The organism is Wolbachia endosymbiont of Muscidifurax uniraptor (assembly GCF_054149795.1).
In genome coordinates, this window is record NZ_CP083727.1 from 538,061 (window position 1) to 555,316 (window position 17,256).

Consider the following 17,256-nt stretch of genomic DNA (forward strand, 5'->3'; position numbering starts at 1 on the left):
GACAATGATGGAAGAAAAGCCATACTGAAGTAAGTAAAATAGCGAGGTTTAAATGGCATTAAGATCAAAATTATTGGATGAAAAAGTAGTAGAATCAGCAAAAGAAATGCTGAAGAAAGTAAGGAATAATGCATATGTTTCAAAAAAACTAAATGCTGTAATTGCAGCAAAAAAGTACAGTATAACGGCTGTAGCAAAAATATATTGCATTTCAAGAAGCGCACTAACTTCGTGGGTAAAACTCTTGAAAATTGGCAGAGAAGAAAAACTGTTTGCTCCTTCACAACGTCGTAGAAAAACTAAATTAAATCAGGCTCAACTACAGCAAATTGAAGAGTGGATAGAAGAAAATCCTAATATCACCATTAAAGAAATGAGAATAAGAATCCAGGAAAAGTTCGGATTAAATATCAGCAAATCTACAGTACACCGCCATATGCAAAAGATGAAATTCTCATATATTACACCAAGACCAGTTCATAATGGACAAGATAAAAGCAAACAAGAGGAATTCAAAAAAAAATCTCAATTGAGCTATTAGCAAGTATCCAGAAAAAGAGCTATTTTTCTTTGATGAATCACGGTTTGGCACACATTCAAAAGTTGGACATGGGTGGTTTAAAAAGGGGATTAGAACACAGGTTAAAACAAAATTAGGTAGGCAAAATTTCTATCTCTATAGTGCAGTTAATCCTAGAAATGGAGAGAGTTCTAGCTTATTTGCACCGAATCTCAACCACTATCGGCTGAGAGCCGAAAGGTTGGATATAGCGCTGGAAGCGCGATGAGAAGCTGAAGCTACTCCAATCTTATACTAGATATAGAATGAGGCTGATGTGCATCTGTATGTTTATTGATGTACTCATTAATGACTTCATCTGTGATATGTCCGCTGGTAGCACTAAAGTATCCTCTTCCCCAAAAACGCTTTCCCCAGTACATTTTATTTAGCTCTGGAAATTCTTGTTGAACTTTGCGTGAAGACCTGCCTTTGGCTCTTTGAACAAAATCACTCACAGCTATATGAGGAGGTATTACTACGAATAAATGTAAATGATCTGATGATATTACTCCGTTTTCTATCTTAATCCCCATTTCTTCAGATACTTCTGCTATGATTGTTCGTATTCTCTCCTTCATAGCCTTAGTTAATACTCTGTACCGATATTTTGTAATCCAGACTATATGGTACCTATGATAAAATACAGTGTGTTTTCCTTTGTCATATTCCGTCATAACTATACTTTGTAAAGTACAGTTATGACATTGACAAACTAAAGTTTCTCCACCTAGAAGGTGGAGGCTTGTACCATCTTATGGAAAGTCAACACTGATTGCATGAACATATTTCTTGAGCAAATTTCGCAATATCTAGAAACACGAGAGGCTTTTCTCGTTATGGACTGTGCTAGTTGGCATAGGTCAAAAAATTTAAAGGTACCTAAAAATATCGACATTATATACCTACCTCCATACTCACCTGAGCTAAATCCTGTTGAGAGGCTTTGGTTATATATAAAACAGAACATTTTGCGCAACAAAATATACGATACAATTGCTCTACTTGAGGGTGCTTTGTGCAAATTTATTACTTCTCTTGCCAGCTCCACAACTAAACAACTCTGCAATGTTTCCTATTTGACTGGACAACAATGAGAATTGGTATAAGGCATTTTTTACTGTAGATTAATCATTTGATTATAGTATCATTTTAATTAAGCTTATGCTTGGGATATTTATGAAAAATATTTTATATTTTATATTATTAGCTGTTGTATTCGGATCACTGAGCCTATTTGCTGTAGAGCAATTTGAAGAAAAGAAAATTGAATCAGTTCATAAAAACGAAAATGTAGGTGTAAGGAAGCAAGATAGCACAAATCAAAAAGATGAGTTAAAAAGCAACGTCGATGCTAAACAAACACAAGAGGCTGAGAGCAAAAGATTAGACGGCACTACCGATAAAGAGAAACTGCAACACAACGAGAACAAAGCTTTCGTGGTTGAAAAAACTATAAGTGAAGGTGAAAGGATTGATAAAGATTTGCCAAATGACCAGCTAGAAGGAAGCACAGACAAATTTGCTCAAAATTTACCAAATGTGGCCAATAAAGAAGTGAATAAAGATTTGAAACCAGAGCCTTTGCCTTTAAGTGCTGATTTAAATGAGAATACAGCTAACCCGCAAAAAAATCTACAAGCTGATCAGAAGATTGATATAAAAGATAATGAACTTTCAAAAAGTGATGCGAGTCAATTATTAGAGGGAAAAAAAGAAAAAGTAGAGAATCAGTCTGAAGAAAAAAAAGTGAAAGAAACAAACAGTAATTCCAAGGACCGCAATAGAGTAAAACCTATAACTAAAAAAGATGAAGAAGAGCAAAGTGAAAAGAAAAGTTTACAAAAATGGACAAAGCTAAACAGAGAACCAATAAAAGAATGGGGTCATAAAGACATACAAAGCAAGTCAATATATAAACGACAATATGATAGCCTTAATGAGCATCTTCCTACAACTGTGTTTATTGATGATTACAGTAAGCAATTTTTTTACTGCATTAAGAAGAACAACTTAACTTGCTTAAGAGGAGTAATAAGTAAGCTAGAAAAAATTGGATTAACAATTCAAGAGATACTAAGGTTTAGAAATAAATTGGGTGATACTCCTCTCATTTATTCAGTTAAACAAGGTGAGGTAGACATAGTGCGCTTTCTCTTATTACAAGGTGCTGATCTTAGAGTAGTTAACAATAATTTTCAATCCCCAATTGATATAGCAATCGAAAAAAAGCAGATCAATATAATAAATGCGATTGCCGAAATGATGCCACATCTTTTGGAGGATAGAAAAATAGACAATAAAGAAAGCTCAGCAATGTACGATTGGGCTGTGAAAACGAAAGAAATACAGTGCGATAAGCAAGATGATTAGATTTTTGATATTAATTTTAGTTGGTCATTTATGTTATGGAAACGAAACAAATGATGAAAAAAATCAGATTAGTGATTTTTTAAACGCTTTGCGTGATGCAAAATACGTATCTTACAGTAAAAAAGACTTTGCTGAATTTTTGGTGCAGTGCCACAAAGAGGGCGTGCCAGAAGATTTTAAGAAAGGTTTTGGTTCTAACTTAAATGGAGCTAATTTTAACCAACTGTACCTAAGTAAATCTGTTTTTGATGGAGTAAGTCTGATTGGTGCTGATTTTTCTAACACCGATTTATCCGACGTGTCTTTCATTGATGTTGATTTACGTGGTGCTAATTTCTCCAATGCTAATTTACATGGCATTAAAATAAAAGGTACAAATTTGAGTTTTACAAAATTTGTTTCTGCAAACTTAACAGATATCGTATTTGATCAGTCTAATGTTAGTTATGCTGATTTTATCAGTTCCGATCTCAAAAAAGTGAGTATGCACAACGTAATTGGTTTGCATACTAATTTCTCGAATGTGAAAATGAATTTCTCCAACTTATCAAACTCGAATGTTAGCCACGTAAATTTTAGTGATAGTGAAATAAACGATACTGTTATGCAGAAAAACAACCTTGATAATGCAAGTTTCTTTGGAGTGGATGCATATAAATTAAAGATACAATTTTCTTCATTAAAAAATGCTAACATATATGGTGCAGAGTTAAAAGAATCAGACTTTACAGGTAGCAATCTTTCCGCTGCCTACCTTAATTCTTCTATCATAATTAACAGTAACTTCGACGAAACTAATTTAAGCAACACACAAATTTCCTATGTGAATGACGATAATTCAAGTTTTGTTCAATCTATACTAAATGGTTCCAAGATAAAGCATACATATGTTTCTGAAGCAAATCTTCAGGATGCTGATTTATCCAATATTGATTTTAGTTTTAGTGAACTGCATCAAGTTAATGTCTCTAATGCTGACATTCGTCACGGAAAGTTTCATAATACTAAAGTTGCGAATTCTAACATGAATGGCTCATTTTTTGACCATTCACTATTCACCTCTGCGAAGATAGAAGATTCAGACCTTTCTACAACTTCAATGTATAAGATAAAAATCCAAGACTCTCAAGTTTATAACAGTACACTTTCTCGCCATAATATTGATTCCAGTGAAATAGAAAATTCAACATTCTTTAATTTATTAGCTGATAATTCAAGCTGGTCTAATTTAAAAGTAACTAATTCAAATTTTATTGAAAGCGATTTCAGATCTTCTTTGCTTCACGCTAATGCCTTTAGGAAAACTAGCTTTTTTCTTAGCAATTTGAGCAATTCAACAATTAGTGATATGTCTTTTCTCTCTTCAAGCATATATAAAAGTTCAGTTGTTGATGCTCACTTAACAGGTTGCAAATTTGATAATTCAATTTTGATTGACAATAAAGGACAGAAAAAACTTGCAGGTTCAGAAAATGCTATAACTTCGATTAAAGATTTGCAAGAGAAAATATCACAGGGTGAAAAATTTAATGTAAATTATTCTTACTTTGAATTTAAGAATATGAATTTAGAAAATGCCGATTTTTCTAATTCAACATTAAGTAGAGCAAAGTTTGTAAACGTTAATTTGAATAAGGCAAATTTTGAAAAGACCGATTTGCGCTATACTGTCTTTGATAACTCTTCTCTCATTGGCACCAACTTATCAAATTCTAATTTAGAAGGTTCTAGCTTTTTAAACTCTGATCCAAAAAGCACCATGTTAAAAAATGCAAAGAAAAATGACCATAAAAAGTGAGGGCGTATTATTGGTTCTATCCTCCCCTTCTGGAGCTGGAAAAACTACTATATCAGCAAAATTACTTGAGCGATCAACTAATTTAGTTAGGTCTGTTTCTATGACTACGCGCAAGCCTCGCACCGGCGAAATAAATGGAAAAGACTATTTTTTCGTTACCGAAGAAAAATTTCACGAGTTATGCAAAGCTGGCCAAATGCTTGAATACGCCAAAGTTTTTGAGAATTTTTATGGTATACCAAGAAATTTTATAGAGCAAAACTTAAGCAATGGAATAAGCGTTTTACTCAGCATAGACTGGCAAGGAGCATTTCACTTATTCAAGCTCATAAGAAAAAAAGTTGTAAGTGTTTTTATACTTCCCCCTTCAATGGAAGAGCTTAGGTTGCGTTTGCAAAAGCGTAATAGTGATGATGCAAGCGAAATAGAGCGCAGATTAGCCGAAGCTCAAAAAGAGATAAGCAAACGTGATAAATATGATTATGTAATAATCAATGATGATATTGATAAAAGTGTAGAAGAGATAAGCTCCATACTAAATAAAGAAAGACTTAAAAAATCAGAAGAAAAACCAAGCCTGAAAGATTTATAAAAAATCAATTTGGATATTTGCAGCTATAGTTTCTTATCCTATTTTAGCCAATAGCACGTTTCACAGTTTAGCTATATTTATTATTTTTTAAGATTAAATGGTTAAAATAGTAGCAACTGTTCAAGTGAGGATTTGACTATGATAACAGATTTTCTAATAGAAACTAGTTTTCTGCCTTTCCACCTATACATATACAACGTTTAGCTCAATTTAAAAGTCAAACTTCTTGGTTGTTAGTTTAGTGCTGACAACTTAAATAGCTTTTAATATTGAGGTTTTAGTATGGGTATAGATATAACTGCACTAACTACTAATGCAAAAAAATTAGATGAATACATAGATAAAAATGAAAAGCAAGAGCGGGATAGAAAAGACGAACAATTGTATGGCATTATAGAGAGAAAGGTAAAAAAAGAAGAACACAAGCGTGAAAAACCAAGAGGTCAAGATGGAGCTCTCAAGGAGTGTAAAAGGTTATTCAAGGAAGGTGCTAGCCCTGAAGTATTAACTAAATTAGAAGAATCACTTAGAGAACAAGAAAAATATTATAGGTATTATGTCCAATGCTTTCTTCCAGTGCTAGATGAAGTAATAGAACGATCGAAAAAAATACCAAATGAAACAAAAGAGCGAGTAAAGCAAGTAATTTTTAAAATTACTTGTAATAGCAGATATTGTAACCAAAATGATCGTAGGAATAGTGAAGCAGAAAGTGGCTACGGCAGTGATGTTGAAGATGATCATAAAATAAACGGGATAACGAATAATAATGTTCAATTACTAAAAGCGATCAAAAATGGAAATAACAGGAAATTTAAAAAATATCTAAAAGATTGTACGAATGTTAACGGCATAAAAGATGAAAAAGGAAATAATATTTTACACCTTATCGTGCCATTGGAAAAGAAACAGAAATGCAAGTTTCTAGGTACCCTAATAAAAACGGTCACCGAGGAAGATTTAGCACAACTCATTAATAGTGAAAATCAGGAAGAACAAACACCTCTTCATCAGCTGCTTCAGCATATAAAAGGAAAGAATGAGGATCGATCATGTACAGATAGAAAATTTGAAAAAACAAATAGGTATAAAGCCTTAGAGTTATTTCTACAAAATGGTGCAGATATTACTGTGCAAGATAAAGATGGAAAAAATGCTCTGCACTATATTGCTTCATTCAAAGGAGAACAAAAAGTTACATGTTTAGAGTTGATTTCAAATAAAGATGATGCTGTAAATACTACTAACAGGGAAGGATTAACACCTCTTCATCAGCTGCTTCAGCATATAAAAGGAAAGAATGAGGATCGATCATGTACAGATAGAAAATTTGAAAAAACAAATAGGTATAAAGCCTTAGAGTTATTTCTACAAAATGGTGCAGATATTACTGTGCAAGATAAAGATGGAAAAAATGCTCTGCACTATATTGCTTCATTCAAAGGAGAACAAAAAGTTACATGTTTAGAGTTGATTTCAAATAAAGATGATGCTGTAAATACTACTAACAGGGAAGGATTAACACCTCTTCATCAGCTGCTTCAGCATATAAAAGGAAAGAATGAGGATCGATCATGTACAGATAGAAAATTTGAAAAAACTAAAAGGTATGAAACCCTAGAACTATTGCTAAAAAACGGTGCAGATATTACTGTGCAAGATAAAGATGAAAAAAATGCTCTGCACTATATTGCTTCATTCAAAGGAGAACAAAAAGTTACATGTTTGGAATTGATTTTAGGTTTAGTAAAAAATGGAACAATATCTAAAGATAAATTAGGTAAAGCTATAAATGCTAAGAATGGAGAAGGGAACACACCCCTAGAATTGGCATTAAAGAAAAAAGCAGAAAAAAGAAGTATCGAATACCTACCGCAAGGAACAATTTTTGATACAGCAACTGCTTATGACAATACAACAAAATTTTGTACAATGCTGCTAGAAATAGGCGCTGATCCCTGTTCTCTGGAGCTGAAAGATCCAAAATTCCATACTAAAAAGTACTATTTAACTTTACGAGATCTAAAAGATTATTCAGGGACTCCACAGAAAGCACAGGAGAAAGCTAAAGAACTAAAAGAGAAGCTTGAAGAAAAATACCACTGTAAAACTGCTTCAAAAAAATGCAAGTCTGGCATTAAAGAAGCAGGTTCTGGTATAAAAAAAGGAGTATCTGCTGTAGCAGGATTCATAGATCCAGCAAAAAGGACCCGCGAACTGTTAGCAATCACGATAACGATTACTGTTATTGCAATGGTAACATTTGCTTTCTTTCAGGGTCAAATGGCAATTGGAGCAGCCATTCCTATCATAGCTGTTGCTGGAGTTATATGCCTTACTTTAACTTTAGGATTTAGTGGTATTAAGAAACTTTTTGAAAAATCAACCAACAAAGCACAGGACACATTTAACGACAAAAACCGCTCTAATTCAACAACAGAGCAGAATCAAGCTTCGAAGAACCTTGTTAATAATGATCAACAGAATTTAAGAAATGAGACTAAAAATCAAGCAGTACAAGAGTCACCAAATCAACCAGAGCATACAGAAAACCCAGCTACTAAAATGAGCGATGTATCAATACTACGTCAATTCATGAATAAGCTAGATGGGCTGACTAATAAACCCTCTTCTCTGGCGCTATGAAATCAATCTCACCGCTCAGAGTTTTTTCAGCCACTTTTTTATAATCAATTTTTACGTTAATTTGCCCTTTCTTTTCTTCAAGCCACGCTATAGTGTGCTTCATCCAGTTTTTGTCATCACGTTCAGGAAAGTCTTCACGAGCATGGGCACCTCTGCTTTCCTCGCGATTAGCTGCGCATTCCATGGTAATAACCGCTTGTGGGATCATGTTAGCAATCTCCAGTGCTTCAACTAAATCACTATTCCACATCATACTGCGATCCTCAAGTGAAATATCAGGCATCATTTTTGCTACCTTTTTTATAGCTTTTTTGCCTTCTTCTAAAACTTCAGCAACACGGAAAACTGATGCGTATTTTTGCATAGTGTTCTGCATTTCACTGCGTATTTTTGCTACTTTTAGCCCACCAGAAGCAAATCGCATTTTATTGAATCTATCTACTATCCAGTCTGTGCAGTCTGAATGCAATTTTTTATGTGGTGTACCGGATTTTAGTTTCTCTCTTGCTCTGAGCGCTGCAGCTCTGCCAAAAACCACAAGATCAAGAAGCGAGTTAGAACCAAGTCGATTTGCACCGTGCACAGAGACGCACGCAGCTTCTCCAATTGCAAATAGTCCATCTACCACTTCTTCCTTACCTTGCTTCAGCGTAATCACTTCTCCATGATAATTGGTTGGAATGCCACCCATGTTGTAGTGAACAGTCGGAATGACCGGTATTGGATCTTTAGTGACATCAACTCCAGCAAAAGTTCTTGCGGTTTCGCTGATGCCCGGCAATCTGAGTTTTATTACTTCCGGATCAAGATGCGCTATAGTTAAATACATGTAATCTTTTTTCGGTCCAACTCCCCTTCCCTCTCTAATTTCAATTGTTATTGCGCGACTTACCACATCACGGGAAGCTAAATCTCTTGCTTTTGGTGCGTAACGTTCCATAAACTTCTCGCCCTGAGAATTAACGAGGTACCCCCCTTCACCACGGCATCCTTCTGTCATCAGGCACCCTGAGCCATATATTCCTGTTGGATGAAATTGTACAAATTCCATATCTTCAAGTGGTAATCCAGCCCTTACTACCATGCCATTACCATCACCTGTGCAGGTATGCGCACTTGTTGCAGAGAAATAAACACGTCCATATCCACCTGTTGCTAACACCACTCTATGCGCACAAAATCTATGTAATGTGCCGTCGCATAGCGACCAAGCAAGAACTCCGCAGCATGCTCCGGTTTCGCTATCCATAATTAAATCAATCACAAAGTATTCAACAAAAAATTCAGCGTTGAATTTAAGACACTGCTGATATAGAGTGTGAAGGATTGCGTGCCCAGTTTTATCTGCCGCCGCACAAGTGCGTTGAGCTGATTTTCCTTTACCAAAGTGAGTTGTCATTCCACCAAAGGAACGCTGGTATATTTTGCCATCTTCTGTACGAGAAAAAGGTACGCCAAAATTTTCAAGTTCAATAACAGCTTTAGCAGCGTTTTTACACATATATTCTATTGCATCTTGATCACCAAGCCAGTCTGAACCTTTTATTGTGTCATATGCATGCCAGCGCCAATCGTCTTCACCGATATTACCTAAAGCTGCACTAATTCCGCCTTGTGCTGCAACTGTATGACTTCGTGTAGGGAAAATTTTAGAAATGCAGGCAACTGAAAAATTAGTTGCAGCCATCCCAAGCGTTGCTCTGAGCCCTGCTCCACCTGCACCTACTACTACCACATCATACTCATGTTCTATGATCTCATACGCTGACTTATCCATATTTACTTATTTTATCATTACAGGCTTATGATATCACAGAAGTAGAAAAAATCTATACAAGTTTTCTGTAGCTATATCGCTGCGGTATTTCATAATAGATCCCGCTAACACGTATCGGGGTGACAGCAGTCCTACGTCATACCGCCGCAGTATCTCAGCCACTAACACGTAGCGGGATGACGGTTGTCAGGGTGTCATCCCAGTGCCCCTATGATGTCATCCCAGTGTCAAGCACTGGGATGACACCCTACTTAGCCGTCATACCGCGATTCATTCGCGGTATCTCTAGATCCCGCTCACAAGCAGCGGGATGACGATTGTCGTTTAGCTATAAATATTTAAGAAATTTACCAAATAAAAAAAAGGCAAAGAAAACCTAGGGTAGCTAGTATTCAAATTCTCCCTTGTTCTATTTGACGTCTTTTGATGTCTTAAACGCTTTATAAGCGCGTTTCGGCTTGTATAGGCAGAAACCCAGAAGTTTTATAAAGACATGAGGTGCACATAGTGCAAAAAATTAAGCATGATTTACGCCAAATACAAAGTTCCCTTTGTCGTTTTAATCTGCAGATTGCGAAGATAAATAAATAGCTTCAGTTTCATGATAAGGGGGCTGGCGAAGGATGTCAAGTAATTTTCTTATTTCATTTAAATTGCTTGTAACCTTCTTATACACTCATCTTTACCAAGAATCACCATGATATCAATGATTCCAGGTGCATCCATTACTCCAGTTATAGGGGCGCGTAATGAGTGGTATACATCGCTTATTTTCATATCGTGCAATTTTGCACATTCCTTGATCTGAGAAGATAAAAAACCCTTATTCCAATTTTCATCACCGATCTTTGACAGAAATGATGCGAGTAACTTAATTATATTGAGGTTAGATTTGACAATTTGACAAGCTTCTTCACTTAAATCAAGTGGCGGATCTTGAATATAAAATTTTGCTAAATCCAATAATTCGGTCAGGTAGTTTGCTCTTTTTTTTAGCTCTGTCAGTCCCTGCAGTAAATAGCCCTTTTTTTTGTCAGTTAGAGTATTTTCTCTAAGCATTAGAGTCAGAATATCTTCATTGCTCATATTACTAATATAGTGGTTATTCAAATGCTCCAGTTTTTTGAAATCGAGCCGTGCAGGTGAACGACCAATACTTTCTAAATTAAACCACTCTATTGCTTGCTCATCGCTAATAATCTCATCGTTGCCGTGACTCCAGCCAAGTCTCAGCAAGTAATTACGCATCGCTTTTGGCAATATTCCCATCTTTTCATAATCGCAAACGCTTGTGGCACCATGCCTTTTGGATAGCTTATTCCCATCTTCCCCATGGATAAGCGGCACATGTGCAAAGCGTGGAATGTCAAAATCAAGAGCCTGGTATATTAGCAGATGTTTAAAGGTATTAGTGAGATGGTCAGAGCCACGTATTATATCAGTTATTCCAGCATCATGATCGTCAACTACTACGGCAAAAATATATGTTGGAGTGTTATCAGAGCGTAAGATCACTATATCATCAAGCTGCTCGCTACTTACTTTGATTTGGCCGTATATTTTATCATCAATGACGATCTCTTGCGAGTCTGGCACTTTAAAGCGGACAACAGGCTTTACGTTTGATGTCACACTAATACATTTGTGCTTATATATTTTTCCTTCTTCTCTCGCTTTTATTTTCCTTTCTGTCTCAGGGCAATAACAGTGATACGCCCTACCCTTCTCAACTAAAAGGTTTGCTACTTCTTTATGCCGCTCTATTCTTTTTGACTGATATACTATTTCCCCATCATAGCTCATACCTAGCCATCTTAGTCCTTCTATAATTGCATCAATTGCTTCTTGCGTTGAACGTTTTCTGTCGGTGTCTTCAATTCTCAGCAAAAACTTGCCACCATGATGCTTTGCATAGAGCCAATTAAATAACGCAGTGCGGGCCCCTCCAATATGCAAAAACCCTGTGGGTGATGGAGCGAATCTAGTGACTACGTCTGGCATATTTGTCTATTACAGTAATATAAATGATGATAGCTAAAATTTATGTTTGTAACAATTTAGAATTTATTTATTCTGAGAGATAAAATCTACTTGTTTTTCGTAAGTTATGTTGTATAATTTAGTGTTGGTTAAATATAGCGAGGTATGTTATGGCTGACTTATTTGAAGTTGCAAAAGCAAGAAATAAAGATGAATTTGTCAGAATTTGCACAGAGAATGTTGCTTATGCAGCTAAGCATAGGCTTGATGAAAATGAGAACCCATTTCATATAGCAGCAAGTCAAGAAATTCTGCTACCTGCACTCAAAGAGATTGTGAGAAATTTGGAAGAAGGTACTAAGAGTAAGGTTAAAAAAGCAGAAGAAGCTAAAAATTGGAAAGAATCAGAAAGATTAAAAGAGAAACTTAAGGATAATAAGAGATATATTAAAGAAGCACTCTGTGATAAAAGCTGCATTCTTCATGGGAGAGTAGCGGTAGCTCCTCTTTATTTTTTAAATGCTGCAGAACGGGAAGAAGCTAAGCAAATTGCAGGTATAAAGGGCGGTTTTATATGTAATAGCAAATTTCATTCGTGCTTATACATAATAGGAGCTATAGCGTGTATTGCTGCCTTATGTTTATCCTTGTACTTTTTATTTTTGGTTTCTCAATCTCTTGCACTAGCTTCAGTAGCTACAATAGCTTCTGGAGGATCTACATGTTTGTTGTTTAAGGCATGTAACGGAATATACGGCTTGTATGATGAAAGTACTATAGTGACAGATCCTGATGTTATGCAACTTTTAAATAGTGATTTAGCTGTAGCATGAAGCTAAAAATTACTTGCAGGCAATAATTTACTTTCTCAACTTAAGAAAGTATACTCATACGATGACGGAAAAGAAGTACAGTAAGATTTTAATAGCAAACAGAGGAGAGATTGCCTGCAGGATTATCAGAACTGCTCGTAGGATGGATATATCTTGTGTATGCATATATTCGGATGCAGATGTAAATTCTGTGCATGTAAGACAAGCAGATGAGTCAAGATATATCGGCCCTTCGCCATCTTGCCTCAGTTACTTAAACATTGAAAAAATATGTGAAGTAGCAGTTGAAACAGGTGCTGAGGCGGTTCATCCTGGCTATGGTTTTTTAGCAGAAAATCCAGATTTTCCACGTGCTCTTCAAAAACATAATATAGACTTCATCGGCCCCAGTGCAGAAACAATAGAAGTTACAGCCAACAAAATAACAGCAAAAGAAGCTGCAAAAAAAGCTGGAGTGAATGTAGTGCCAGGATATATGGGTAAGATCAGCGATGTTGCCCACGCAGCTCAAGTTGCTAAAGAGATCGGTTTTCCCGTTATGCTTAAAGCTGCATCAGGCGGTGGTGGCAAAGGAATGCGAATTGTAAACTCCAAAAAAGAAATTGAACTAGCATTTACATCAGCCACAAATGAAGCAGAGAAAAGTTTTAAGGATGGCAGTATCTTTATAGAGAAATATATAGAGTTGCCAAGACATATTGAAATACAAATCATAGCAGATAAATATGGCAATATAGTTTGTCTTGGAGAAAGAGAATGCTCGATACAAAGGAATAATCAGAAAATAATAGAAGAAACGCCAAGTCCATTCATTAGTGAAGAAGTAAGACAAAAAATGTATGTTCAATGTGTTTCTCTGGCAAAGCAAGTTGGCTATTTTTCAGCAGGCACTGTTGAGTTTGTTGTAGATAAAGACCAAAACTTCTATTTTCTTGAGGTAAATACGAGATTGCAAGTTGAGCATCCAGTAACAGAATTTATAACTGGAATAGACATAGTAGAAGAAATGATTAGAACTTCCTGTGGAGAGAAATTGAGATTCAATCAGGATGATATTAAACTTACTGGTTCTGCAATAGAAAGTAGAATTTGCGCTGAAGACCCATCGAAGAAATTTTTCCCTTCCAGCGGAAGAATAAAATATTACGATAAACCGGGTGAAAATGATTATGTAAGAATAGATGATGGAGTTGCTGCAGGTTCAGAAATTAGCATGTTCTATGATTCGATGATTGCCAAAGTGATAACATATGGAAAAGATAGAGTAGAAGCGATCAGCAGAATGCAAAAAGCATTGTCTGAATGCTATATAGAAGGAGTAACAAATAATATAGAATTTCTAGAATCCATCTTCCATCACCCAAATTTTATCGCAGCAAAGCTCCATACGAGATTCATTCCAGATCATTACCCTAGTGGGTTTCACGGCGATTTTGTTACAGAGGAGTATATTAAAATATTTATTTTCACTGCGTTATATGTTCATTTGGAAAATGAAGAAAGGTACCATCATAAAGCAGTGAATGAAACATCTCAGGTGTCATTCCAGTGCGTGACACTGGAATCTAGTAAAAAAGAAGGGGCACCAGTATCAGCTACTCGGATGGCAGGTGACCGTGCAAGAGATTTATTCATAGTGAATATAAATGACAATGAGTACTCCGTAAATGCAAAATACCAAGATAATATATTAATAACGGTATATAATCACAATAAATACTCCGTTATAGGCAAGTGGAAATCAAGTTATAGATTGCTATATATCACAATTAATGACGATACCAATATAGCACTTAAAATAGAAAGACAAGGCAGCAAGTACTTCATAAGACATGCAGGTATGAAAGCTGAGTGTTGTATATTAAAACCTCATGTAGCTGAATTAAGTAAGTTAATGCTAAATAATGAAACAGAAGGGATTTCAGCAGATGCTGTAAAATCCCCAATATCTGGTTTATTAGTTAAATTGCACGTAAATGTAGGAGATCAGGTGGAAATAGGACAACCTTTATTTGTGGTGGAGGCAATGAAAATGGAAAATATCATATGTGCTGAAGCAGCAATGGTGATAAAAAATATTCCCGTTCAAGAAGGAAAAAATGTGCAGATTGGTGATGTAGTCTGCTTCCTTAAATAACACAAGAAGTATAAACTTGACCCAAACAAGATAAATGAAAACACTTGATGAGCTATGGCAATGGCTATCGGTATGTGCAATAATAGAGTAATTACACCTAAAATGATCTGAATGACGACGGAGAGCAGCATAATATATACCGGTTTTATGCTAGCATTTTTTATTGTGAGTATTACTACCAAAGTTAGTATTAGCAATGCCAGTGCTCGATGTATAAATTGCACTGTCGCTCTGTTCTCAAAGATATTCAGCCATATAGGCTGTAAGAAAAATAAATCTTCTGGAACGATTTGTCCGTCCATTAGTGGAAAGGTATTGTAAATCAAACCAGCATTTAATCCTGCAACAAATGCACCGAAAATTATTTGTATTACAATTAGGACCAAAATCATCCTTGCGTAGTATATAGTGTTACCACTAACCTTAAGTTTTGTTTGTTGTGGCCTTATCTGATAATCAAAAAATTGATATGACAATAATGCAAAGATAACTAATGCTAATAATAAGTGAAGTGCGAGCCTATAGTGGCTAACATGAGGCTTGGCTACCAAGCCGCTTTTTACCATATACCAACCAGCAAAAGCTTGTAAAGCTCCAAATAATAATGCCACACATAGCTTTATTACTACCTTTTTAGATATTTTTCTTCTTAATATGAAATATATAAATGGCAGGACAAAAACTAAACCTGTTAGTCTTGCAACCAATCTGTGTACATATTCTATTAAGTATATAGCGCGAAACTCCTCCATACTAATACCATAGTTAAGTGCTTTATATTCAGGTGTAGCTTCGTATTTTAATTTTTCTTGTAGCCAGTCTTGTTCACTCAGTGGTGGTAATGTTCCAGTAATTGGTTTCCACTCTGTGATTGACAATCCTGCTTTTGAAAGTCTGGTAAATCCACCAATCCCTACCATGAGAATTACCATGATCGAGCAGAGAAAAAGCCAAATAGCTACAGGTTTTGCTTCCATAAACCATGCTGAGTTTTGTTCCATCGCTCAGGGTAAAGAATAAATTCCCATAAGGCAAGAAAAGCTGCAACACTATGTAGCAGACTATAGACCGGAAAAAATATCGATACTATATAAAAATAAAAAGGCATCTTTTGCTGTTTGACAGCTATTACCAAAAGAATCAGGTTAGTAACGTATACCACTACAAAGTAGTACAAAAATAATTCATTTAAAACTTTAGTTAATATCAATGAAAGCAGTAAAAATGGAGTAGTAAAAAATATAAAAGCTGCAGAGCCAACAAAAAGATTCAATAGCAAAATTCCCTTAAATCCAGTGTGTTTATAAAGTGACTTTATATTTTTTAAATGAACAATATAAGTTTGCATATAGCCTTTGATCCAGCGCGCTCTTTGCTTAATCCAAGCAAATACAACAATTGGTGACTCTTCCAATGTTTCTGAGTCAATCATCCTGGTTTTATATCCCATTTGCGCAAGTCTCAAACCGAGGTCAGCATCTTCGGTAACACTGTAAGCATCCCAGAAAAACACTTTTTTTAGAATTTTTACTGAAAAATGATTACTGCTACCACCCAAAGGCATCGGCATGTTCATTTTTTGGAATCCAGGCAATAAGTATTGAAACCAGTTCATATACTCCAGAGAAAAGAATTTTGTGAGAAAATTATAATCACAATTGTAGTAATTTAATTTCGCCTGTACACAGGCAAGCTTATCGTCGTCCTTATTAAATTCAATCAGTACTTTTTTTAACTGCAATGGGTCTGGTTTATCGTCCGCATCATATATTACTGCATACTTTCCTCTAGCAAAGCTCATAGCATAATTGCATGACTTGGCTTTTGTTCTAGGCAAAGAATGAGGCACTTTTATTACTTCAAAATACTGCGGTAAAGTGTACTTTTCTATAGCTGCTAGCGTTTCTTGGTCATCACTTTCTACCTGAAGCTTCACATCTAATTTTGATTTTGGATAATCCAAACTTTCAATGCTTTCGATCAATTGCTCTATCACTGCACTTTCTTTAAAAGCAGGCAATAAAATAGTATATATAGGAAAATCTTCTTCATTCAGCTTACTATAATCCACTTTTTGGTTGGAGGTTTCACACAAGCTAAAAACTGTAGCTATAAACTTGAATAAATAACTAGAACATCCGATTATAAATATCAACATCAAAGCAAAATATGTATATTTCTCTGTTAGTGTTAAAATTGAAGTTACAATAAAGAAAGAAGCAAAAAATATTGAGCTTAGTTTAATGCTTTTAGCTGAAAAATTAGGATTCTTGTAATATAAGTAGTTGCTTGCAAATTCTGAAATACCAAAGTGCGAGTTAAGAAGATTTAAAATCTGTTCGCTATCCACTTTTATTAATACATAGTCAATACCGTAATGAGCTTCGACCCAACGGTTGATATCTCGGCTTGTGTCTTCAACCATAAAAAAAGTAGTATTATTTAATTTTTGCCAAGGAATTATATTAAATTTATAGTAAAAAAGTTTCTCTGGCTCTTTGCACAAACTAGAATCAAACTTAATTTTTTCTACATTATCAGCTTGAAGTATAGGCAATTGT

Annotated in this window: 13 protein-coding genes and 1 pseudogene; 9 read left to right on the top strand and 5 right to left on the bottom strand. The window is 35.3% G+C overall.

The annotated features are described in order from the left end of the window. Positions 1-52 precede the first annotated feature (52 nt). A pseudogene (locus tag LA754_RS02805) lies at positions 53-737 on the top strand (IS630 family transposase); the annotation flags it as partial. Positions 738-798: 61 nt separating this feature from the next. Here LA754_RS02805 and tnpA read toward each other — a convergent pair. Further along, positions 799-1,236 carry an IS200/IS605 family transposase gene (tnpA, locus tag LA754_RS02810; RefSeq protein ID WP_006279552.1) on the bottom strand — a complete coding sequence of 146 codons (438 nt, stop codon included), beginning with the start codon at positions 1,234-1,236 and terminating at the stop codon, positions 799-801. A gap of 60 nt (positions 1,237-1,296) precedes the next feature. Between tnpA and LA754_RS02815 the strand changes: the two genes are divergently transcribed. From LA754_RS02815 to LA754_RS02835, 5 genes are all read left to right on the top strand, one after another. After that, positions 1,297-1,656 carry a transposase gene (locus tag LA754_RS02815; protein ID WP_457923713.1) on the top strand — a complete coding sequence of 120 codons (360 nt, stop codon included), beginning with the start codon at positions 1,297-1,299 and terminating at the stop codon, positions 1,654-1,656. 82 nt (positions 1,657-1,738) lie between these two features. Continuing rightward, entirely contained in the window at positions 1,739-2,932 is a 1,194-nt protein-coding gene (locus LA754_RS02820) for an ankyrin repeat domain-containing protein (protein WP_077188062.1), read from the top strand. After that, on the top strand, positions 2,925-4,730 hold the full coding sequence (locus LA754_RS02825; protein ID WP_077188063.1) for a pentapeptide repeat-containing protein: 1,806 nt from the start codon (positions 2,925-2,927) through the stop codon (positions 4,728-4,730). The genes LA754_RS02820 and LA754_RS02825 overlap by 8 nt, the downstream gene beginning before the upstream one ends. Continuing rightward, positions 4,714-5,322, top strand: coding sequence for a guanylate kinase (gene gmk / locus LA754_RS02830; RefSeq protein WP_077190137.1), 609 nt, complete (start codon positions 4,714-4,716; stop codon positions 5,320-5,322). Before LA754_RS02825 ends, gmk begins: the two co-directional genes overlap by 17 nt. A gap of 282 nt (positions 5,323-5,604) precedes the next feature. Beyond that, positions 5,605-7,968: an ankyrin repeat domain-containing protein gene (locus LA754_RS02835; RefSeq protein WP_077190133.1), complete on the top strand. Its 2,364-nt coding sequence runs from the start codon at positions 5,605-5,607 to the stop codon at positions 7,966-7,968. Here the strand turns inward: LA754_RS02835 and sdhA are convergent. Then, complete coding sequence (gene sdhA, locus LA754_RS02840; protein ID WP_006279700.1) at positions 7,940-9,745, bottom strand: succinate dehydrogenase flavoprotein subunit; 1,806 nt, start codon at positions 9,743-9,745, stop codon at positions 7,940-7,942. The genes LA754_RS02835 and sdhA overlap by 29 nt on opposite strands. 176 nt (positions 9,746-9,921) lie before the next feature. Between sdhA and LA754_RS02845 the strand changes: the two genes are divergently transcribed. Beyond that, positions 9,922-10,059: a hypothetical protein gene (locus LA754_RS02845; RefSeq protein ID WP_186811184.1), complete on the top strand. Its 138-nt coding sequence runs from the start codon at positions 9,922-9,924 to the stop codon at positions 10,057-10,059. Positions 10,060-10,393: 334 nt separating this feature from the next. Here the strand turns inward: LA754_RS02845 and gltX are convergent, their stop codons facing one another. After that, positions 10,394-11,746, bottom strand: a complete 1,353-nt coding sequence (gene gltX, locus LA754_RS02850) for a glutamate--tRNA ligase (protein ID WP_077188067.1) — start codon at positions 11,744-11,746, stop codon at positions 10,394-10,396. Between the two features lie 149 nt (positions 11,747-11,895). Between gltX and LA754_RS02855 the strand changes: the two genes are divergently transcribed. After that, positions 11,896-12,558: an aankyrin gene (locus LA754_RS02855; RefSeq protein ID WP_077190134.1), complete on the top strand. Its 663-nt coding sequence runs from the start codon at positions 11,896-11,898 to the stop codon at positions 12,556-12,558. A 61-nt stretch (positions 12,559-12,619) separates the two neighbouring features. Then, on the top strand, positions 12,620-14,695 hold the full coding sequence (locus tag LA754_RS02860) for an acetyl-CoA carboxylase biotin carboxylase subunit (protein WP_006279477.1): 2,076 nt from the start codon (positions 12,620-12,622) through the stop codon (positions 14,693-14,695). On the opposite strand, the gene LA754_RS02865 is transcribed toward LA754_RS02860, so the two are convergent. Next, positions 14,644-15,672, bottom strand: a complete 1,029-nt coding sequence (locus LA754_RS02865) for a COX15/CtaA family protein (protein ID WP_006279478.1) — start codon at positions 15,670-15,672, stop codon at positions 14,644-14,646. The two genes, LA754_RS02860 and LA754_RS02865, sit on opposite strands and share 52 nt — an antisense overlap. Continuing rightward, positions 15,654-17,252, bottom strand: a complete 1,599-nt coding sequence (locus LA754_RS02870) for a glycosyltransferase family 2 protein (protein ID WP_006279479.1) — start codon at positions 17,250-17,252, stop codon at positions 15,654-15,656. Before LA754_RS02870 ends, LA754_RS02865 begins: the two co-directional genes overlap by 19 nt. Between the last annotated feature and the right edge of the window lie 4 nt (positions 17,253-17,256).